The 20,626-nt window shown below is 65.9% G+C and carries 21 protein-coding genes; 13 read left to right on the top strand and 8 right to left on the bottom strand.

The window, feature by feature from the left end; all coding sequences use genetic code 11:
* Window positions 1-51: 51 nt before the first annotated feature.
* The 10 genes from BKY27_RS17580 to BKY27_RS17535 all read left to right on the top strand — a co-directional run bounded on the left by BKY27_RS17580 (window position 52) and on the right by BKY27_RS17535 (window position 9,246).
* On the top strand, window positions 52-345 hold the full coding sequence (locus tag BKY27_RS17580) for a VirB3 family type IV secretion system protein (protein WP_071675793.1): 294 nt from the start codon (window positions 52-54) through the stop codon (window positions 343-345).
* Between the two features lie 9 nt (window positions 346-354).
* Window positions 355-2,850, top strand: a complete 2,496-nt coding sequence (trbE, locus tag BKY27_RS17575; protein WP_071675792.1) for a conjugal transfer protein TrbE — start codon at window positions 355-357, stop codon at window positions 2,848-2,850.
* Window positions 2,847-3,635: a P-type conjugative transfer protein TrbJ gene (gene trbJ / locus BKY27_RS17570; RefSeq protein WP_071675791.1), complete on the top strand. Its 789-nt coding sequence runs from the start codon at window positions 2,847-2,849 to the stop codon at window positions 3,633-3,635. The genes trbE and trbJ overlap by 4 nt, the downstream gene beginning before the upstream one ends.
* A gap of 13 nt (window positions 3,636-3,648) precedes the next feature.
* Window positions 3,649-3,921 carry a putative entry exclusion protein TrbK-alt gene (trbK-alt, locus tag BKY27_RS17565; RefSeq protein WP_071675790.1) on the top strand — a complete coding sequence of 91 codons (273 nt, stop codon included), beginning with the start codon at window positions 3,649-3,651 and terminating at the stop codon, window positions 3,919-3,921.
* Window positions 3,922-3,924: 3 nt separating this feature from the next.
* Complete coding sequence (gene trbL, locus BKY27_RS17560) at window positions 3,925-5,274, top strand: P-type conjugative transfer protein TrbL (RefSeq protein ID WP_071675789.1); 1,350 nt, start codon at window positions 3,925-3,927, stop codon at window positions 5,272-5,274.
* Window positions 5,271-5,960, top strand: a complete 690-nt coding sequence (gene trbF, locus BKY27_RS17555) for a conjugal transfer protein TrbF (RefSeq protein WP_071675788.1) — start codon at window positions 5,271-5,273, stop codon at window positions 5,958-5,960. Before trbL ends, trbF begins: the two co-directional genes overlap by 4 nt.
* On the top strand, window positions 5,957-6,931 hold the full coding sequence (gene trbG / locus BKY27_RS17550; RefSeq protein ID WP_071675787.1) for a P-type conjugative transfer protein TrbG: 975 nt from the start codon (window positions 5,957-5,959) through the stop codon (window positions 6,929-6,931). Before trbF ends, trbG begins: the two co-directional genes overlap by 4 nt.
* Window positions 6,928-8,064: a TrbI/VirB10 family protein gene (locus BKY27_RS17545; protein ID WP_071675786.1), complete on the top strand. Its 1,137-nt coding sequence runs from the start codon at window positions 6,928-6,930 to the stop codon at window positions 8,062-8,064. Before trbG ends, BKY27_RS17545 begins: the two co-directional genes overlap by 4 nt.
* 1 nt (window position 8,065) lies before the next feature.
* Window positions 8,066-8,314 (top strand): DUF2274 domain-containing protein, encoded by a 249-nt coding sequence (locus BKY27_RS17540; protein ID WP_071675785.1) that lies wholly within the window; start codon window positions 8,066-8,068, stop codon window positions 8,312-8,314.
* Between the two features lie 269 nt (window positions 8,315-8,583).
* Window positions 8,584-9,246, top strand: a complete 663-nt coding sequence (locus BKY27_RS17535; protein ID WP_071675784.1) for a L,D-transpeptidase — start codon at window positions 8,584-8,586, stop codon at window positions 9,244-9,246.
* Window positions 9,247-9,294: 48 nt separating this feature from the next.
* Here the strand turns inward: BKY27_RS17535 and BKY27_RS20420 are convergent, their stop codons facing one another.
* On the bottom strand, window positions 9,295-9,561 hold the full coding sequence (locus tag BKY27_RS20420) for a hypothetical protein (RefSeq protein ID WP_071675783.1): 267 nt from the start codon (window positions 9,559-9,561) through the stop codon (window positions 9,295-9,297).
* Window positions 9,562-9,741: 180 nt separating this feature from the next.
* Between BKY27_RS20420 and BKY27_RS17525 the strand changes: the two genes are divergently transcribed.
* Both BKY27_RS17525 and BKY27_RS17520 read left to right on the top strand, forming a co-directional pair.
* The gene (locus tag BKY27_RS17525) at window positions 9,742-12,087 is read left to right on the top strand and encodes a heavy metal translocating P-type ATPase (RefSeq protein ID WP_233491882.1); all 2,346 of its coding nucleotides are present in this window, start codon (window positions 9,742-9,744) and stop codon (window positions 12,085-12,087) included.
* Window positions 12,088-12,153: 66 nt separating this feature from the next.
* Window positions 12,154-12,663, top strand: a complete 510-nt coding sequence (locus BKY27_RS17520; RefSeq protein ID WP_071675782.1) for a L,D-transpeptidase family protein — start codon at window positions 12,154-12,156, stop codon at window positions 12,661-12,663.
* A 35-nt stretch (window positions 12,664-12,698) separates the two neighbouring features.
* Here BKY27_RS17520 and phnE read toward each other — a convergent pair whose 3' ends face one another.
* The 4 genes from phnE to BKY27_RS17500 are packed head-to-tail and all read right to left on the bottom strand — an operon-like array spanning window position 12,699 to window position 16,991.
* Complete coding sequence (gene phnE / locus BKY27_RS17515; protein WP_071675781.1) at window positions 12,699-13,457, bottom strand: phosphonate ABC transporter, permease protein PhnE; 759 nt, start codon at window positions 13,455-13,457, stop codon at window positions 12,699-12,701.
* Window positions 13,457-14,239, bottom strand: coding sequence for a phosphonate ABC transporter ATP-binding protein (locus BKY27_RS17510; RefSeq protein ID WP_071675780.1), 783 nt, complete (start codon window positions 14,237-14,239; stop codon window positions 13,457-13,459). The genes phnE and BKY27_RS17510 overlap by 1 nt, the downstream gene beginning before the upstream one ends.
* Complete coding sequence (locus BKY27_RS17505; protein ID WP_071675779.1) at window positions 14,236-15,111, bottom strand: phosphate/phosphite/phosphonate ABC transporter substrate-binding protein; 876 nt, start codon at window positions 15,109-15,111, stop codon at window positions 14,236-14,238. The genes BKY27_RS17510 and BKY27_RS17505 overlap by 4 nt, the downstream gene beginning before the upstream one ends.
* The gene (locus BKY27_RS17500; protein WP_071675797.1) at window positions 15,111-16,991 is read right to left on the bottom strand and encodes a cytochrome C; all 1,881 of its coding nucleotides are present in this window, start codon (window positions 16,989-16,991) and stop codon (window positions 15,111-15,113) included. The genes BKY27_RS17505 and BKY27_RS17500 overlap by 1 nt, the downstream gene beginning before the upstream one ends.
* A 92-nt stretch (window positions 16,992-17,083) precedes the next feature.
* Between BKY27_RS17500 and mntR the strand changes: the two genes are divergently transcribed.
* Window positions 17,084-17,542, top strand: coding sequence for a manganese-binding transcriptional regulator MntR (gene mntR, locus BKY27_RS17495; protein WP_071675778.1), 459 nt, complete (start codon window positions 17,084-17,086; stop codon window positions 17,540-17,542).
* Window positions 17,543-17,785: 243 nt separating this feature from the next.
* On the opposite strand, the gene lnt is transcribed toward mntR, so the two are convergent.
* The 3 genes from lnt to BKY27_RS17480 are packed head-to-tail and all read right to left on the bottom strand — an operon-like array spanning window position 17,786 to window position 20,614.
* Window positions 17,786-19,342 carry an apolipoprotein N-acyltransferase gene (gene lnt, locus BKY27_RS17490; RefSeq protein ID WP_407668424.1) on the bottom strand — a complete coding sequence of 519 codons (1,557 nt, stop codon included), beginning with the start codon at window positions 19,340-19,342 and terminating at the stop codon, window positions 17,786-17,788.
* 2 nt (window positions 19,343-19,344) lie between these two features.
* A complete protein-coding gene (gene lspA, locus BKY27_RS17485; RefSeq protein ID WP_233491883.1) occupies window positions 19,345-19,803 on the bottom strand; it encodes a signal peptidase II in 459 nt (152 codons plus the stop codon).
* Window positions 19,804-19,831: 28 nt separating this feature from the next.
* Window positions 19,832-20,614, bottom strand: a complete 783-nt coding sequence (locus tag BKY27_RS17480) for a ZIP family metal transporter (protein WP_071675776.1) — start codon at window positions 20,612-20,614, stop codon at window positions 19,832-19,834.
* Window positions 20,615-20,626: the final 12 nt, after the last annotated feature.

The following is a 20,626-nucleotide window of genomic DNA, read 5'->3' as shown; positions in this document are numbered from 1 at the left end:
CACCGCAGGGGAACGCGGCTTTCCAGTGGAAAGCCGCGAGGGAGGAACGCCATGAGCGGTAGCGAATGGCCAGCCTTCGAGCAGTTGGCGGACGTGCCGGGCTTCACCGTCCCGGTCCACAGGGCGTTGACCGAGCCGATCCTGCTGGCCGGTGCGCCGCGGGCTTTCGCGATCCTGAACGGAACGCTGGCCGGGGCCATCGGGCTCGGGCTGCAGCTCTGGGTCGCCGGGATCGCCATCGGCCTTCTGGGCCACCTGGTCGCGGTCTGGGCCGCGCGGCGCGATCCGCTCTTCGTCGAGGTCGGGCGCCGGCATTTGCGGCTTCCCGGTCATCTCGAGGTCTGAGGCTGCACCATGATGAACCTCGCGGAATATCGCCGGAAAGGGACGCGGCTGGCGGATTACCTGCCCTGGGCGGCGCTGGTGGCGCCCGGCGTGGTGCTGAACAAGGATGGCAGCCTGCAGCGCTCGGCCCGGTTCCGGGGCCCCGATCTCGACAGCGCGGTCGCCGCCGAACTCGTTGCCGTGGCGGGCCGCATCAACAACGCCTTCCGCCGCCTCGGCTCAGGCTGGGCGATCTTCGTCGAGGCGCAGCGCGTTGCAGCAGCCGACTATCCCGACAGCCGTTTTCCCGATCCGGCCTCGGCGCTTCTCGATGCCGAGCGTCGCGCGGGGTTCGCCGAGCAGGGGGCGCATTTCCAGTCGGACTATCTTCTGACCTTCCTCTACCTGCCGCCCGCCGAGGAGGCCGCGCGGGCCGAGACCTGGCTCTACGAAGGACGCGACAAGACCGGCATCGATGCGGGCGAGGTGCTGCGCGGTTTCATCGACCGCACCGACCGGGTGCTGGCACTTTTGGACGGCATCATGCCCGAGTGCCGCTGGATGGGTGACGGCGAGACACTGACCTACCTGCATTCGACGATCTCGACGCAGGCCCACCGCGTCCGCGTGCCGGAAACCCCGGCCTATCTCGATGCGCTTCTGGCCGATCAGCCGCTGACCGGTGGGCTCGAGCCGCGGCTGGGAGACGCCCATCTGCGTGTCCTGACCCTCTCGGGCTTCCCGACCGCCACCACGCCTGGCATCCTCGACGACCTCAACCGGCTGGCGTTTCCCTATCGCTGGGCGACCCGCGCGATCCTGATGGACAAGACGGAGGCCGCGCGGATGGTCGCCCGCATTCGCCGCCAATGGTTCGCCAAGCGCAAATCCATCGCCGCGATCCTGAAGGAGGTGATGACCAACGAGCAATCGGCCCTGGTCGACACGGACGCCGCAAACAAGGCCGCGGATGCCGACATGGCCCTGCAGGAGCTCGGCGCCGATATCGCGGGCGAGGCCTATGTAACGGCGACTTTAATCGTCTGGGACGAGGACCCGCGCCGCGCCGACGAGAAGCTGCGCCTGGTCGAGAAGGTCGTGCAGGGTCGGGACTTCACAGCCATGGTCGAGACGGTCAACGCCGTCGACGCCTGGCTTGGCTCGCTGCCGGGGCACGCCTATGCCAACGTCCGCCAGCCGCCGATCTCCACCCTGAACCTGGCCCATATGATCCCGCTCTCCGCCGTCTGGGCCGGGGAGGAGCGGGATGCGCATTTCGACGGCCCGCCGCTGCTTTACGGCAAGACCGAGGGCGCGACGCCCTTCCGCCTCTCGCTCCACGTGGGCGACGTCGGCCACACGCTGGTCGTGGGTCCCACCGGGGCGGGCAAATCCGTGCTTCTCGCCCTCATGGCTCTGCAGTTCCGCCGCTACCCGGGCGCACAGGTCTTCGCCTTCGATTTCGGGGGATCGATCCGAGCTGCCACGCTCGCCATGGGCGGGGACTGGCATGATCTGGGAGGCGAATTGACCGAAGGCGCGGAGGCGACGGTCTCTCTCCAGCCGCTCGCCCGCATTTACGATCCCGCCGAGCGCAGCTGGGCTACGAGTTGGATCGGTGCGATCCTCGCCCGCGAAGGCATCACGATCACGCCCGAGGTAAAGGAGCATCTCTGGTCCGCGCTGACCTCGCTGGCCTCCGCCCCGGTCGGCGAACGCACGATCACCGGTCTCGCGGTCCTGCTGCAATCCTCCGACCTGAAACAGGCCTTGCGCCCCTATTGCCTCGGCGGTGCCCATGGCCGATTGCTCGATGCCGAGACGGAAGAGCTTGGCGCGGCCTCGGTCCAGGCCTTCGAGATCGAGGGGCTGGTCGGCACCGCCGCGGCGCCCGCGGTCCTCTCCTATCTCTTCCATCGCATCGGCGACCGGCTCGACGGGCGGCCGACGCTCCTGATCATCGACGAGGGGTGGCTCGCGCTCGATGATGACGGCTTCGCGGGCCAGCTGCGCGAATGGTTGAAGACGCTGCGCAAGAAGAACGCCTCGGTGATCTTCGCGACCCAGTCGCTCTCGGACATCGACGCCTCCGCCATCGCGCCCGCCATCATCGAAAGCTGCCCGACCCGGCTGCTTCTCCCCAACGAACGGGCCATCGAACCCCAGATCACCGCGATCTACCGCCGTTTCGGCCTCAATGACCGCCAGATCGAGATCCTCGCTCGGGCAACGCCCAAGCGGGACTACTACTGCCAGTCGCGGCGCGGCAACCGGCTTTTCGAGCTGGGCCTCTCCGAGGTCGGCCTCGCCCTCTGCGCGGCCTCGTCCAAGTCCGACCAAAAGCTGATCTCGGACATCCTCGCCGAGCACGGTCGCGACGGCTTTCTCGCGGCCTGGCTCGAGGCCCGCGGGGTCGGCTGGGCCGTCGAGCTGATCCCCGAGCTCACCAATCTCGCGCCGGAGCCCGCGGCCTCGGACGCCCCGATCCTCCAAGCCCCCGAACCCGCAGTGGAGACCACCCCATGACCCACACCGCCCATCGCCTGTCCCGTCTCGCCAGCGCCTCCGCCTTGGCCTTGGCGCTCGCCGCCCCCCTCGGCCTGTCGCCGATCTTCGCGACGCCCGCCCAGGCCTTCCTCTTCGGCGGGGGCGGGCGCATCGTCTACGATCCGCGCAATCACGCCGAGAACATCCTCTCCGCGGCCCGGGCGCTGGAGCAGATCAACAACCAGATCACCCAGCTGCAGAACGAGGCGCAGATGCTGATGAACCAGGCCCGCAACCTCGCGAGCCTGCCCTATTCCTCGCTGCAGGCGCTGCAGCAGAATGTCGACCGGACGCGGCAGCTTCTGTCCCAGGCGCAGAACATCGCCTTCGATGTCGCCCAGATCGACCAGGTCTTTCAGCAGGACTATGCCAATATCCCCATGGCCGCACCCGAGGCGCAGCTTCTGGCCGATGCGCGCTCCCGCTGGGAAAACACCGTGGGCGGGCTGCAGGACGCGCTGCGCGTGCAGGCGGGCGTCGTCGGCAATCTCGACGGCCAGCGCACCGAGCTCTCCGCCCTTGTCGGCGAAAGCCAATCCGCCGTCGGCGCCTTGCAGGCCACGCAAGCTGGCAACCAGCTCCTCGCGCTGCAGTCCCAGCAGATCGCCGACCTGATCGCCGTCGTCGCCGCCAATGGCCGCGCGAGCGCGCTGGTCGAGGCTGAGCGGTCCGCGGCCGCCGAACAGGGCCGGGTCCAGCGCGAACGCTTCCTCACCCCGGGCGCGGGCTACCAGCCCGGCAATGCCCAAATGTTCAACAACTGAGGGGGAAAGGCCCATGGAGGGATCGGTCCTCGCCCGCATCGCCGCCATCGTCTTCGTCGCCATTGCGATCACCGCGGCGATGGTGGAGATGGGCCGGGACGAGGCGGGGCAGGCGGCGCGTCCGGCCGCTCCGCTTATGCCGGGGGCCGATCCCCTGCGGACCGAACAACGGCGCTGCCAGGAATTGGGAGAGGCCGCGGCTTCCGATCCCGGCTGCCTCGCCGTCTGGGCCGAAACCCGCGACCGGTTCCTCGGACGGGAACGCGACCGGACCGGGGGCGAGTGAGCCATGGGCGGCACCGGCGTCATCGACACCTTCCTCGGGGTCTTCACCTCCTATATCGACAGCGGTTTCGGGCTGCTGGGCGGCGAGGTCGCCTTCATCGCCAGCACGCTGATCGTGATCGATGTGACGCTGGCGGCGCTCTTCTGGGCCTGGGGTGCCGATGACGACATCATCGCCCGCCTCGTGAAAAAGACCCTCTTCGTGGGCGTCTTCGCCTGGCTCATCTCCAACTGGAACAGCCTTGCGGCGATCGTTTTCGACAGTTTCGCGGGGATGGGACTGCTGGCTTCCGGCACCGGCTTCTCACCCGCCGACCTCCTGCGTCCCGGACGCGTGGCACAGACCGGTCTCGATGCCGGGCGGCCGCTTCTGGAATCGACCGCCGATCTCATGGGCTTCGTCGCCTTCTTCGAGAACTTCATCCAGATCGCCTGCCTGCTCTTCGCCTGGGCGCTCGTGCTCCTGGCCTTCTTCCTCCTCGCCGTGCAGCTTTTCGTGACGCTCATCGAGTTCAAGCTGACGACCCTCGCGGGTTTCGTGCTGATCCCCTTCGGCCTCTTCGGCAAGACCGCCTTCATGGCCGAGCGGGTCCTGGGCAATGTCGTCTCCTCCGGCATCAAGGTGCTGGTTCTGGCGGTGATCATCGGCATCGGCTCGACGCTCTTCGGCCAGTTCACCGCCGGGTTCGGCGGCGTGACGCCCACCATCGACGAGGCCATGGCGATCGTCCTGGCCGCGCTCTCGCTGCTCGGTCTCGGCATCTTCGGCCCCGGCATCGCCACGGGACTTGTCTCCGGCGGGCCGCAACTGGGCGCAGGCGCGGCCGTCGGCACCGGGCTCGCCGTGGGCGGCGCGGCCGTCGCGGCGGGCGGCGGGGCCCTGCTCGGCGCCCGCGGTATAGGCGCACTCGCCTCGGGCGTGGCCTCCGCCACGCGCGGCGCTGCTGCCGCCACCGGGGCCGCGTCCACCGCCTACAGCCTCGGATCGATGGGCCAGGCCGGGGCCGCAAGCGTCGCTTCCGGTCTCGGCGGTGTGGCCCGAGCCGCGGGATCCGCCGCTGCATCGCCCCTGCGCCGGGCCGCCGCCTCGGCCTCCGAAGCGGTCAAGTCAAGTCATGCCGAGGGTGCCCGCGCGGGCTTCGCCGCCACCGGCGGCGTCTCGTCGCTCGGCAGCGGGACAGGCGCCTCCAACTCCGCGTCCGACGCCGCGGGCAGTCCACCGGCCTGGGCGCGCTCCATGCGCCGCAGCCAGGCCATGAGCCATGGCGTTTCCGCCGCAACCCATGCGCTGCGCGCCGGGGACAGCCCCGGCTCCGGCGCCTCCGTTTCCCTGTCCGAAAGTGACCGCCCATGAGCCTCTTCAAACGCGCCGCCGCGCATTACGGCAAGACCCCGGACCCCGAGACCCCTTACCAGAAGGCCGCCCAGGTCTGGGACGATCGCATCGGTTCCGCCCGGGTGCAGGCGAAGAACTGGCGCCTCATGGCTTTCGGCTGCCTGATCCTCGCGGGCGGTTTCGCCACGGCGCTGGTCTGGCAATCGGCGCGCGGCACCGTGGTTCCTTACGTCGTCGAGATCGACCGCCATGGCGAGGCCCGCGCCGTCGAGGCCGCCAGTGCCGGGTATCGCCCGAGCGATCCGCAGATCGCCTGGCATCTCGCACGCTTCATCGAGGAGGTCCGGGGCCTGCCCGCCGATCCCATCGTCGTCCGGCAGAACTGGCTTCGCGCCTATGAGTTCACCACCGATCGCGGCGCGTTGGCGCTGAACGACCATGCCCGCGCCAACGATCCCTTCACGCGGGTGGGCGAGGACCAGGTCTCGGTCGAGGTCTCGAGCGTCATCCGTGCCTCGCCTGACAGTTTCCGGGTGGCCTGGTCCGAGCGGCATTATGAGAACGGCCAACTCGCGCGCACCGAGCGCTGGACCGCGATCCTGACCATCGTGATCGATCCGCCGCGCACGGCCGAGCGCCTGCGCGCCAACCCCCTCGGAATTTACGTGAACGCGATCAACTGGTCGCGGGAGATGAGCCAATGACCCGACCGATCCTGCCCACCGTTCTCCTGGCAACCACACTACTGGCCGGCTGCGCCAGCGACCGCCCGCCCGACTTCGCCTATGACGACGCGGTGCCGCCCTTGCCATCGCCGCCTGCCACGGCACCCGATGACCGCCCGCGTCCGCTCCATGTCCCACCCGCCTGGACCCCGAGCCGGGGCGGGGCGGCGGCCGCCACACCCGTCGCCCAGGTCGGCAATGCCAATGCGGCCGCCCGCGTCGAACCGCGCCAGGCCGGGTATTTCAACGCGATCCAGATCTACCCCTGGTCGGAGGGCGCGCTCTATCAGGTCTACGCCGCGCCAGGCCAGATCACGACCATCGCGCTCGAGCCCGGTGAACGACTGACCGGCACAGGTCCAATTGCGGCGGGCGACACCGCGCGCTGGATCATCGGCGACACCGAGAGCGGCTCAGGCCGGGAGATGCGCGTCCTTGTCCTCGTGAAACCCACAAGGCCCGATATCAGCACGAACCTCGTGATCTCGACCGACCGGCGCACCTACCTGATCGAGCTCAACGCCAGCGAAGAAACTTGGATGCCGGCCATCTCCTGGGCCTATCCGCGTGCGCCCGAGAGCCCGCGCGCCGCTCCAGCCATGCCGCGCATCCCGCCGGTTCACGCGCGCAATCATCGGTACGGATTGCAGGGCGATAACCCGCCCTGGCGGCCGGTCTCAGTCTTCGACGACGGGCGCCGGGTCTATGTTGTCTTCCCGCCCGGCATCGCCCAAGGCGAGATGCCACCGCTTTTCGTGCTTGGCGCCGATGGCGAGCTGGAGATCGTCAACTCCCGCATCCACGGCAATGTGCTGATCGTCGACCGGCTCTTCGGTGCGGCCGAGCTGCGCCTAGGGCGCAGTCCAAGACAGGAGGTGGTCCGCATTCTGCGGATCGAGCCCCAGACCGAGGCGACGGTGACGCGGAACGATATGGAGCAGGGGACATGAGCGAGACACCGACCGACACCGCTGCCGCCATGCGCCTGCGCGCCGATCCGCCGCGGGTCACACGGATATCCCGCAAGCTGATTATCGGGCTCGGCGTCGTCGCGGGCCTCGGCATCGGTGCTGCATTGATCTACGGCCTGCAACGCCCGGAACGAACTACGCCCCCGGACGAACTGATCACCACCGATCGCCGCCAACCCGCCGATGGCCTCCGCGATCTGCCGGGCAGCTATGACGCGATCCCGCGCCTTGGACCGCCCCTACCGGGCGATCTTGGTGGCGGCATCCTCGACGCGCAGCAACGCGGCCAGCCTATCGCGGCTCCGAGCCTCACGCCGCCCACAATGGACCCGGCGGAGCAGCAGCGCCTCGCGGAACTGGAGGCCGCCCGGGTCAGTGACCTCTTCTTCCAGACGCGCCCCGGGGCGCCCGCGTCCACCGGGTTCCAGATGCCATCTGCGGCACCGGAGAGCGGTTTGGCCGCTACCCCGGAGACCGATCCACGCCAAGCCTTCCTGACCGGGCCGATCGACCGCCGCACGGTCGCGTCCGACCGCGTGCAGCCACCAGCGTCTCCGTACCTCCTGCAGGCCGGCTCCGTCATCCCGGCCGCGCTGATCACCGGCATTCGCTCCGACCTGCCAGGTCAGATCACCGCGCAGGTCACCCAGAACGTCTATGACAGTCCGACGGGAAGCCTGCTTCTGATACCCCAGGGCACCCGTCTGATCGGCGCCTACGACGACAGCGTGACCGTCGGCCAGCGCCGCGTGCTCCTGGTCTGGACCCGGCTGGTCTTTCCCGATGGGCGATCCCTCGTGCTCGAACGCCAGCCCGGGGCGGATGCTGCAGGCTATGCCGGTCTCGAAGACCGCGTCGACAATCACTGGGCCAGCATCCTGCGCGCGGCTGGGCTTTCGACCTTGCTCGCCGTCGGGGCGGAGCTTTCCCTCGACGAGGAAGACCGCCTCGCCCGCGCTCTCCGCGACGGGGCCCTCGACACGATCAATGAGGCTGGCCAGCGCATCGTTCAACGCCAGCTGGAGGTCCCGCCGACCCTCACCATCCGGCCGGGTTTCCCGGTCCGCGTGATCGTCACGCGCGATCTCGTCTTCGCGCCGTCCGGAGGCTGACATGACCAAGCTGAAACTTGGACCCATTCCGGACGACAAGCCGGTGAAGCTCACCGTGGAAGTGCCAACGGAACTCCATCAAGACCTAATCGCCTATGGTGACATCCTCGGCCGGGAAGCAGGCCAGGGACCAATCGAACCGAAGAAACTGATTGTTCCCATGCTTGAGCGGTTCATCGCGACGGATCGTGGGTTTGCCAAGGCGCGGCGGTCGCTTACGAGCCGTAAGGCGGCGAAGCCAGGACCATGATCCATGGCTCCGTTTCCCTTAAGAACAGAGCCGGCCAATCGGATAGTGTGATCGTCGGTCTGGTGATGGATGGTAGCGATTCAGGCTCGATTTCAGATACTTGCGCGGCATCGTGTGCAGCACATGTTCAATAATCGATCTTACGATAGAGTACTGTTTCTAACGATCTTCGGCTTCAAAAAAACTTCTCTTGACCCTCCAGCCGCTAGAGGTTGCATACACAATGCTGCGAAAAGATAAGATCTGGTGCAGAGAGATACAGTCCATCGATGCTGACAAGACGACACTTCATTCAAGCAACCTCGGGGCTCATGTCTATGTCGCTTCCAAGCTTGGCTTTTGCCGACACATGGCCGACAGAGGCGCAAAAAGCCACTTGGGACGCAGAAGTCACTCCGGCAGGCTACGACCCGGCGACAACGAACCCGTGGGATCTGCGTCCGCGCTTTCTTCCGCAACGCGTTGCCGCAAACGCGGGATTGATTCCGGGAGACATCCATGTCGATGCGGTTGCGCGGTACCTGTACCACATCGAGGAAGGCGGTACAGCGATGCGCTACGGCGTGGCAATCGCGCAGGGCGACCTCTATGAGCCAGGGACTTATACGATTCGGCGCAAGGTCGAGTGGCCGCACTGGACGCCGACGCAGAACATGATTGAGCGGAACCCGGAGTATGCCGAGTTCGCCAATGGCATGGAGCCTGGTCCGACCAACGCGCTCGGATCGCGAGCGCTCTATCTCTTTGTCGGTGAGCGGGACACTTACCTGCGTATCCATGGAACACCATACCCGAGGAGCATCGGGGGCCGGGCAAGTTCAGGGTGCGTCAGGATGGTCATGGCTCATATCAACGACCTTTACCCGAGGGTGAGGATCGGAGCGACGGCGTACCTGTATTCGGCTGAGGAGAGCGTAGTCGCGCAAGGGTGACTTGGGAGACCTTCGACAGACACGAGCGTCTCACGCCCTATGCGGTTTTCAAGACTCCCGCGCAGTGCAGATAGGTCTGCCGCCGACGGCGCGAAGCGGAACCAAAGTCGTCTCGACCGGACCACTGTGCGTATACCAATAGCATCCATCCTCGGGCACCAAACGGGCCGAAGACAGGTCCTGGCCTGGCGCTGCCATCGCCACCACCTGATCGGGCACATTTCCGACCTCGTACCTGTCGCGATCGGCAACTGGCATCGCGCATCCGGCAAGGGAAATTGTTGTAAACAAAGTAAAAACTGTTGTCTTGCGCATATCTGCCTCATTTGCCATTCGCGATCGGACAGCCTGCTGTCTCGAAGGGACTACGAAGGATTCCGTTCCAGCCCGGATCGCTTATCCGGCCACCCCATGTCAAGGACATCTAACTTCTTGAAGCTCTAGTCGCTGTAGGGACTATGTCAATACCGTCGGCCCGAATCACAAGGTGCGCCAATGTCTTCTTCCGCCCATGCCCACGATCACGATCACGATGAAGGTCGCAACGATAGCTGCTGCGGAGGCACTGGAAACTGCGCCGACATCGCTCCAGCGACGCCTGCGCCATCGGTCGGGCGAAGCTTTCAGGTTTCCGGTCTCGACTGCGCCGAAGAAGTGGCGATCCTGAATAAAGTCGTCGGAACGAAGGTCGGCGGAGCAGAGCATCTGGCTTTCGACGTCATCAACGGGCGGATGACCATTCTGGACAGCGCGGACCGTTTAACTGACGACGAGGTGGCGCAACTGGTTGCGACCACCGGCATGAGTGCGAAGCCCTGGGATGCAGGAACCGCATCGGAAGATCAGGCGGCCCATCTCGCCCGGCAGCGGCTGTTCACGGCGCTGAGCGGCGGCTTCTGGGCGGCCGGCTTTCTCTGGCACATCGTCGAGACCGGCATGGGCGGTGCCCTCGGGCTGTTTGCGGGTCACGGCGAAGCGCCGATGCCGCTGGCGGAGGCGATGCTCTTCGCCGTCGCGATCCTGTTCGGTGTCTGGCTCGTGGCCCCGAAGGCTTGGTCCTCCGCGCGGCGTCTGTCGCCCGACATGAACCTTCTCATGGTGGTCGCGGTGGCGGGGGCCATCGGCCTCGGCGAGTTCTTCGAGGCGGCGACGGTGGCCTTCTTCTTCTCGCTGTCGCTCTACCTCGAAAGCTGGAGCGTCGGGCGCGCGCGGAACGCGGTTTCAGCGTTGCTTGACCTGGCGCCGCCGACGGCAAGGGTTCTCTATGATGATGGTTCTGAAGCAGACGTGCCGGCTTCCGCTGTTGCCATCAATGCACGGTTCGTGGTGCGCGGCGGCGACCGCATCCCGCTGGATGGTGAAGTTGTAGATGGGGCAGGGGCCGTCGATCAGGCGCCAATCACCGGCGAAAGCGCGCTGGTGCCAAAGGAGCCAGGCGACGAAGTCTACGCGGGAACGATCAACGGCGAAGGGACGCTGACGGTGCGCGCGACCAGGGCGGCCTCAGACACGGTGCTCGCCAAGATCATCCGCATGGTGGGGGACGCTCACGCCCGCCGGGCGCCCGTTGAGCAGTGGGTCGCGAAGTTCGCGCGCATCTATACGCCCATCGTCATGGCGCTGGCGATCGCCATTGCGCTGGTGCCGCCGCTCGTCCTCGGTGGAGCCTGGGACTACTGGGTCTACAACGCGCTGGTTCTTCTCGTGATCGCCTGTCCCTGTGCTCTGGTCATCTCAACCCCGGTCTCCATCGTGGCTGCGCTTACGGCCTCGGCGCGGGCGGGGGTTCTCATCAAGGGCGGAGCCTATGTCGAAGCCCCGGGCCGGACGACGGCACTGGCGATGGACAAGACCGGTACAATCACCATGGGTGAGCCTGAGGTGGCCGCCGTGCATCCGCTTGGCGTGGCCTCGGCGCGCGATCTTATGACGCTGGCGGGCGCACTCGAAGCGCGGTCATCGCATCCGCTGGCGCGTGCCATACTTGCGCGGGCCGAGGCAGACGGCATCGCGGTCTCAGCGGCCGAGGATACACGCACCGTGCCGGGACGGGGGCTGGAAGGAAGGGCAGGGGGCCGAGAGGTCTGGCTTGGCTCCGACCGGTTCGCCGAGGAGAAAGGGTTCGGCAGCGCCATTCCGGTGGACCTCCGTGACCGGATCGAGGGGGCCGGCAGCACGCTTGTGGCCGTCGGTGACGAGACCGGCGTGACCGGGATTCTGGAACTGCGCGACCGGATCCGCCCGGACGCCAAGGGTGTCGTCGCGCGACTACATGCGCAGGGCGTGAAGACCATCGTCATGCTGACCGGCGACAATGAACGTACCGCGCGCGCCGTTGCGGCGGAGGTCGGCATCGACGAGGTGCGCGCCGAACTCTTGCCCGAGGACAAGGTGACGGCCATCGAGGAACTGGTCGAAAGCCACGACATGGTCGCGATGATTGGCGACGGGGTGAATGATGCCCCGGCCATGGCGCGCGCGCACTACGCCATCGCCATGGGCGCCGTCGGGTCCGACGCGGCCATCGAGACAGCGGACATCGCCCTTATGACGGACGACATCGGCCGGGTGCCTTGGCTCATCGGACATTCACGCCGCGCCATGTCGATCATCCGCCAGAACATCGGCGTTTCTCTGGCGACAAAAGCCGTATTCGTCGTCGCGACGGCATTCGGGATGGCGTCGATGTGGGGCGCGATCGCGGCGGATGTCGGCGTCTCGCTTCTCGTTGTCGCCAATGCGTTGCGCCTGCTCAACGGCCACAAGGCAGATGCGCCGCCGTCCGGCGGTGAACATATTGGTGCGCAGATGGCAAGCGGCGCGCTTGCACACGGGCATTGAACCGCGACGAGCCGCAGGGTAGCGTTTGCCCCATACGAGACCTCGCTCACGAGGCATAGAGCAGTGATGAAGATCCATATTCCGCGCCGCGTCGTCTTGTTCGGTGGGCTTGTCGCTTTTCTATCCGGTTGCGCCAGCAAGTTCCGAACCTACAACGGACCCGAGGTCACCCGGCTGCGCCTCTACAAGGCGCAGCGCCTGCTGGTTCTCGACGGCGCCGATCGCGTCTTACGGACATATCCGATCGGGCTGGGCTTCGTGCCTGTCGGTCACAAACAGTTTGAGGGCGACGGCCGCACACCGGAAGGCTCCTACGTGATCGACCGGCGGAACCCCGACAGCCTCTTCCATCTGTCCGTCGGCATCTCCTACCCGAACGAGGCCGACATCGCTTTCGCTGAGTCCCAAGGGCGTTCCCCCGGCAAGGACATCTTCATTCACGGTGGACCGCGGCGGGGGATCGACCCCACGAATGTCCGCGACTGGACGGCGGGCTGCATCTCGGTCTCGGATCCGGAGATCGAGGAAATCTACGCCATGGTTCGGGACGGGACACCGATAGACATCTACGCCTGATGGGCCGAGAGGCGTCTGCGCGTCGGTCGATCGCTTCAGGCAAACCGGCGGCGAAGAGCCACGTTGATGGCTTCGATGGCGATCACCATCGCGATCACGGCCAGTGTCATGCTTGCTGCCTTGTCGTACTGGAACGAGCGCACATAGGTCTGGATGTAGAACCCGATACCGCCCGCGCCGACGATGCCCAGGATCAGCGACTCGCGCAGGTTCAGTTCGAACCGGAAGATGGTGTCGCGGGCGACGACCGGCGCCATCTGCGGCCAGATCGCGTAGCGGAGCCGCGCCAGCGGCCCGGCACCGGCGCTTTCCAGCGCGGCGATCGGCGCGCGGGAGACGCCGTCGATCGCTTCGGCGTAGAACTTCGCGAGCATGCCGGTGGCATGGAAGGCGACCGCGATGATGCCGGGGAGGGGACCCAGGCCCACCGCGCCCACCATGAGCATCGCCACCAGAATCAGCGGGATGGCCCGGATAAAAGCGAGGAGCGTCCGGACGGGTCGGTAGAGCACTGGCGAAACCATCGTCTCGGATGCAAGTATCCCCAGTGGCACCGACAGGAGGACCGCGCCCAGAGACCCCAGGATCGCGATGCGCAGCGTTTCCGCGCTGCCCTTCAAAATCTCGTTCATAACGGTCGGATCGGGCGGGACCATCCGGCCGAGGAAATCCGCGATCCGGGGCCCGGCGGACAGGAGGCGCGACAGGTCGACATCGGTCGTGGCGAACGACCAGAGAACTGCACCCGCGACCAAAGCCCCGGCCGCGAAACCGCCAAACCCGCGCGACCGCATCAGGTCACCGCCCGCAAACCGATGGCCGGCAGGGCCGTCGTTTCGCGATAGAGGTCCGCGGTCGCGACATCGCTCAAGTCTCCGACAGCCACGTCGAAGGCGATCCGGCCATCGCGCATGCCCACGATGCGATCGGCGAAACGCCGCGCGAGGTCGGGCTGGTGCGAGGAGAACAGCACGGTCGCGCCACGCGCGCGCGCAGCACCGGTCAGCAGCGTCAGGATTTCTGCGGCGCGGGCGGGATCGAGATTGCTAACGGGCTCGTCGGCAAGGATCAGGCGCGGCTCCTGGGCGAGGCATCGGGCGATGGCCACACGCTGCCGCTGCCCACCGCTGAGGCTGTCGACCCTACGCTCGGCCAGATCGGCGATGCCGCAATCAGCGAGTGCGGCGCGCGCCACCTCCAGGTCGCGTGGCAAGGGAGACCCGAGGGCCGCGCGCACGGGCGACATGCGGCCAAGGCGTCCGTTCAGAACGTTTCGCAGTACCGAAGAGCGTTCGACCAGCGCGAATTCCTGAAAGATAAAGCCGACTTCAGGCCGGCCAGCGCGCGGCGGTGGATGATCGGGATCGAGCGGCGCACCGAGGACCGAGACCCGACCGCGCCAGCCACGAAGCCGCCCGTCGAGCAAGGCCAGTAGCGTCGTTTTCCCTGCGCCCGAGGGTCCGAGCAGCGCGGTGCTTTCGCCTGCAGGCACCATGAGCGACACATGGTCCAATGCCGGTAGTCCGGCGCCCTGATGGACGAAGCTCAGATCGCCTATTTGCGCCGCGGCGCTCACTCGAGGAGCCCGTAGCGGCGGGCCATGTCGCGCACCCCGTCATAGGCAGCGGGGTCTGCTTGGACATAGCCATCGGGTCCGTAGAGGTAGCGCAGCAGGTCGCGGTTGCCGGCTTCGTTGAGGCGCATCATCGCATCGACGAACCGCGACCGGAGGTCTGCGTCCAGTCCCGGTTGCGCGATCACCACGTGGCTGGGGATTGGTTCGCTCTCGGCGATCCAGATGACCTCGGCCTGCTGCTGCGGGGTGAGAAGGAGGTCGGCGTACTGGCTCGCGCCGGCGGCATCGACAAGGCCCTCGGCCATCGCCTGCATCGCCTGCTGATATCCGCCCGCGAAGAAGATGCGACCGAAAAAGGCGTCCGCGTCGCCGGGCCCGGCAACCAATCCGGCCTCGACGAACTCGGCCAGAGGATAGAGATAGCCCGATTCCGAGATCGGGTCCGCAAAAGCGATATCCTTGCCCCCGAGATCAGCAAGTGTTTCGATCCCGCTGTCGCGGCGCACGAAGATCCGCGCGGTGTAATTGGGCGCGCCGCGATAGACTTCGGACAGCAGAGGCACTGCGCCAATCTCGGCCTCGGCCAGCACGAAGGGGAGCGCGCCCATGAACGAGATGTCGGCGTCACCGTTCCGCAGCGCCTCGACGGCCGCGGCATGGTCGATGGTGACGAAACCCTCGACCGGTACGCCGATCTGATCCGCCAGCCACCCGGTGATGGCCGCGATGTCGCCGAGCAGTTTTTCGGGGTTTTCCTGGGGAATGAAGGCGAGGCGCAAGCCTTCTTCCTGTGCTGCAAGCCGTGTTCCCAGGGACACGGCGCCCGCGACGGACAGGATCAGCGTCTTTCTGCGGCTCAGACGGATCCACATCAGAACGCCCTTTCTTCGATTGTGTCGGCCGCATCCCTGAACGCGGTCCAGTGTGCCTCTGCCGTCTCCCAGTCTCCGGCGCGCACGGCGGCACCGACCTGGGCCAATCGCTCGGCAAGTGCATAGACCTCTGGCCGACCGGCAAGGTTGGACATCGTGCTGGCATCGGCCGAGAGGTCCGCCGCGACCGTATCGGTCAGGAGCAGGATGTGCTCTGCGTCCCGCCGGGGCAGCAGCGTATCGATTGTCGAAGCGAAGGTCGTCAATTCAGAGAAGGCGAGGCGGAAGGACGTGTTCTCTGCATCGAAAGTCTCATAAGGCTCATCAGCCGAGCCCACCGCTTCGAGGTATGCGGTAAGGTCTGAGCGCTCGGCATCAGTGAGATCGAGCGATTTCGTCTCGTCGAACCAGTCCACGACAGCGGCGAGGGTCGGCAGCGATCCGTCATGGAAGTATGGCGCGGTGTAGGCCGTCCCAAGCAAGGTCGGCGTGTCGAAGGCGCCTGCGCGCGCACCCTCGTAGGCCGGACTGGCGGACCAGATGTCATGCGCCTGACGGTCGAGGAAGTTGCCGTCCGGCACGTGACAGCTGGCGCAGGAGCGGTCGCCTAGCCCTACGAATGGCCGATTGAATATCTCTTCGCCGCGCCGCGCGGCGCCCGATGCCGCATCGGTCAGCCTGCCATCCGCAGTCAGCATCGAATTCGGCAGGAAGTCGAACTCCAGCATATAGGCCAGGAGCGCGTCGAGCATGAAGGGCGTGGGTTCGTCGCCGCCGAATTCGTTGACGATCACGTTGCGGGTGAAGTCGCGCAGTGAAGCAAACCGACCATCGCGGCCATAAGGCCCGGTGAAGCGCAGGCCGCGCAGGCTCGGGATGTCGAGCGGGTCGTCGCGCCGGTCGTTGAAGATCGGGTTGAAGAAGGCGCCGTCCACGTCGATTGCGCCGGGCTGATGGCTGGCGCCGGGAATGAACAGACGCTGGTTCACGTCCGAGCGGTTGTGACAGGTTGAACAGGCGATCCCGAGGTCGCGCGCCGGGCTGCCGAAGATTTGCGCGCTATCGAACAGCATGTCGCCGTAAGCGACAAGCGGCAGGTCGGTTTCATCGATGCCCTGCGCCTCGAAATTGAGGACGAGCAGAGGCAGGGGATCCTGGTCGAAAATGTCGGACCCCGGCGGTAGGCTCGGTGGCACCTCGATGTCGTGTCCGCTGAGCAAAGCCGTCTCAGGCAGCGGGCTGAGCTCCTGCCTCGGAGCGAAGTTGTCCACAAGATAGTTCTCCGCGAGATAATCAGAGATCACCGCTCGTGCCGTGACCATCGTTTCGCGGTCTGGTGGTGTGGTGCCTGCTCCGAGAACACCGGCGGACCCTGTGCTACTGTTAAGTTCCAGCCAGGCAAGGCCGATCCGGCGTGATGCCTCAGGATCGGCGGCGGCGACGCCGTCAGCGAAGGCGCGGTAGAGTTCGCCGGCGGTTCTCACGGCTTGCTGCGCACGTGCCGGGTCGTCAACGTCCAGTGCGCGGCCCAGCTCTTCCTCGATCCTGAGAGCCATCAACCTCGTCGCGGCGGCGAAGAGGGACTGTCGATCCCGTCGCGCCATTGCGTCCAGTAATGGCCCGGTTTCGATGTCGCTTTTCTCACCCAACCAGGTCAGCGCGTCCGCGGAAAACTCTGAGTTTCGGTAAGGTTCGGACCAGGCGGCTTCGACGTCGTCCCAGGGTAGCGGCTCCAGATTTCCGAGAAACAACGTCAGACGATAGGCTGCCGCGTCCGGAAGCCATGGGGCTTCTCTTGCAGGTGTCGCGATGGCCGGCCCGAACGAGACCATCGCGCCGGCCAGAGAGAAAATCACGAACCCAAGCAGCTTCCGGATCACGATGACCTCCAATACAAAAGTTAGCCGTGGCTAATTTATCTACCCGAAGCAAACAAGTTGTCAATCCTTGTGTCTCAGGGCAGACTTGCGAAATGACCAAGCCGCAATCACAAGTACGCGAGACCTTTGAACCTGTGGAACGCGCGCCGGAGGCGCAGGCGGAAGGCTTTGCGATCGTGCGGCAAGCGCATGAAAGCGAGATGGCAGAGGACTACGTGGAATTGATCGCGGAGCTGATCGAGACCCGCGGAGAGGCCCGACCGGTCGATATCGCCGAGCGTCTCGGTGTGAAGCCACCGACGGTCACGAAGAACATTTCACGGCTAAGGAGCGCGGGCCTCGTTCGCCGAGAACGCTATCGAGCGGTGTTCCTAACCGATGAAGGGCAGGCATTGGCCGAGGCGTGTCGACGGCGACACAGGATCGTGGTCGCGTTCCTCCTGAGCCTTGGGATCGATGAGGAAACCGCGGAACGCGATGCCGAGGGGATCGAGCATCACGTGAGCCATGAGACACTGGAAGCGTTCGAACGAAAGCTCGATCGGACATAGACGTTTTGCCGTGAGGTCCGACGCGCTCTCACCGAGTGTCAATCTTCCAATGCGACCTGAGTTCCGAGCGGATCGGTTAGCCTAGAAGACGCGAGACCAGGATCGTAGCGAGTAGCCCGACCAGGCCGAAGGCAATCGCCGAGGCTGCAGCATACTGAAGAATGTCCAGTCGGTTTCCCTTCCTTCGTCTGGCCAAGAAGCCACCCCAGATCGCTCCCCCGACAATTCCCATGATCACCAGCATCAGGTATCCCGCTTTCTCAAACTTGTGGCCTTCCGAAGACGTCCAGCCGCTGCTGTAGCCCAACAGGAGACCACGAGCACAAGCAGCATCCAGTCGCCGAAGCGCGCATAAAGCGTTGGCGGATGAGCGAAGGGCAGAGCCGCATCGATGACACCGGTTTCTCCGGTGTCGAGCCGCGCGACGAGGTCACCGTTTGCGTCGATGATCGCGGAGATCCCTGTGTTTGCGGCCCGGACGACGGGAAGCCCTTCTTCGACGGCGCGCATGCGTGCAGAGGCGAGGTGCTGCTCCGGCCCGATTCTGGTTCCGAACCACGCATCGTTGGTCGCGTTGAATATCCAGTCCGGCCGGAACAGGTCGTCAACGAGATGGCCTGGAAAAATGATCTCGTAGCAGATGGCCACGGCAACCAGTGGGGCACCGGGAAGTGCCAGCGTGCGCGGACCCGGGCCGGGCGTGAAGTCCCCTAAGCCCGCAGTCAGACGTTCGACCGGCAGCCAGCCCCTGAACGGCACGTATTCGCCGAAGGGGACAAGGTGGTGCTTGGCGTAGCCGGTCAGGCTCCGGCCGGTCTGATCATAGGCCTGAACAGTGTTGAAGAAGCGCGTGCCTTCGTCCGTCGAAACGCGATCCGGCACTCCGGTCAGAAGCAAGCCCTCATCCGGAATGGCGGCAGCGATGCGCGAGCGCGCCTCGGCGTTCTCATCGAGAAAGCCCGGGAAGGCGGTTTCCGGCCAGAGCAGGATGTCGACGGAGCCGGGACGAGTCGAGAGGTCGAGATAGCGCGTGAGCGTCGGCTCCCGGCTTTCGAGCGCCCACTTTTCCTGCTGGGGAACGTTGCCCTGAACGATCCTCAAATCGAGCCCCGGCGGGCTTGACGGCTCGAGCTGGAGCCGCGCCACGCCTGCGGACCAGGTCGCCACAACGATTCCAACGCCGAGCAGGCTGATGCTCCAGCGCGGGCGCACCTCCGCCAAAAGGGCCGGCGCCGGAAGAGAGCCGACGAGAATTACGAGAAAGCTCAACCCAAAGCTTCCGACCCACGCGGCCGGTTGCCGCAAGGCCGCGTAGTCGACGAGGGCATAGCCGGCGAGGTTCCAGGGGAAGCCCGTGAGCACATGCCCTCGTAGCCACTCTGCCGCCGTCCAGCAGGTAGCGAACACGAGACAGGCCGTTACGCCTCCGATCGCACGGCGCCGTGCGACGCCCGCGAAGAGCGCTGCCGCTGCGGCCGGAAACATGGCTAGTCCGGCGGACAGTCCCGCGACGGCGGGTATCGCCATCGCACCGAACCGCTCGGCATCTACGTAGAAACTCTCCACGATCCATGAGAGTCCGAAACCGAACTGCCCGAGACCGAACGCCCAGCCGACAAGTGCTGCCTTGGCGACCGGGAGATGCCGGAGGAGGACAAGGAGGGTGGTGTAGGCAAGGGGGACAAGCAGGAGGATCGAGAACGGAGGGAGGGTCAGAACTGCAACGCCACCGGCTGCAATGGCCGCGATCACGCGCGACGGCAGGGAAATCACCAGTTCCCGGGACAGCGTCCAAAACAGCGTCACGGACCGGACCTAGGCCGTCGCTTGATCATCGGCGCGACAAGAAGCAATCCGACGCCGCCGACCACGAAGACGTCAGCCATGTTGAAGGCTGGCCAGTGCGCGGCGCCGGCGTAGAAATCGAGGAAATCAGTCACGGTCCGGAATCTGAGACGGTCCATCACGTTGCCGAAGGCGCCGCCGATGATCGCCCCGTAGGCAAGCGCCTCGATCCCGTCCCGGGTTCGCATCATCATGATCACGAGCCAGGCGCAGACGGCAAGAGCGAGCACCACGAGGCTCCACCACGGCGCGCCGCCCAAAAGTCCGAAGGTCACGCCATCGTTCCGATGGAACGTGAGGTTGAATCCGGGAAACACGGGAACACCAACGCTCAGGACGCTCGCATTCATGACGACGATTGCCTTTGTGACCTGATCGATCGCGAAAGCCGCGACGGCGGCCAACATACCGATCACCGGCGGTCTTTCGACTGACAACACTGCCTCACCCCAGCCAGACATCGAGAAACAGCATCAGGACAAGGCCAACCGACAGTCCGAGCGTCGCCTTGTTCTGATGTCCGCTGCGATGGGTCTCGGGGATGATTTCGTGGCTGATGACATAGAGCATCGCGCCGGCGGCGAACGCCAGCCCCCAGGGCAGCAGCGGCTCCGACAGCGTGATGATACCCGCCCCGAGCAACCCGCCGATCGGTTCGATCATGCCGGTGAGGGCCGCAATGCCCCAGGCGCGCAGCTTCGCGTATCCTTCACCCATGAGCGACACCGCCACCGCCAGACCCTCGGGTGCGTTCTGCAAGCCGATACCGATGGCGAGTGGGAGGCCACCTTCCATGCCACTGGAACCGAACCCGACCCCGACCGCGAGACCCTCGGGAAAGTTGTGGATCGTGATTGCGATGATGAAGAGCCAGACCCGCCGGAGCGACGCGGCGTCCGGACCTTCGCGGCCTGTTTTGAAGTGTTCGTGCGGCAGCTTCTCATTCATCAGGGCAACGGTAGCCATGCCCAGAAGGATTGCGATGCAGACGATGGCCGCGGGCGCTGCCCCGTTGTCGAACCGCGGTTCGGCCGCGTCCAGCGCGGGAATGATCAGCGAGAAGAACGAAGCTGCGAGCATCACGCCAGCCGCAAAGCCGAGCGACAGGTCGCGTGTGCCGCGTGAGGGGATCCGCCCGAACAGCACGGGGACTGCTCCGACGGCTGTCAATGTGCCGGCGGCCAGACTTCCGAGAAAGCCGAGCATGATCGGGGACAACTGATCCATTCGTCAGGTGGC

Source organism: Nioella nitratireducens (assembly GCF_001879715.1).
Lineage (GTDB): Bacteria > Pseudomonadota > Alphaproteobacteria > Rhodobacterales > Rhodobacteraceae > Nioella > Nioella nitratireducens.
This window is presented reverse-complemented; position numbering and strand designations above follow the sequence as displayed.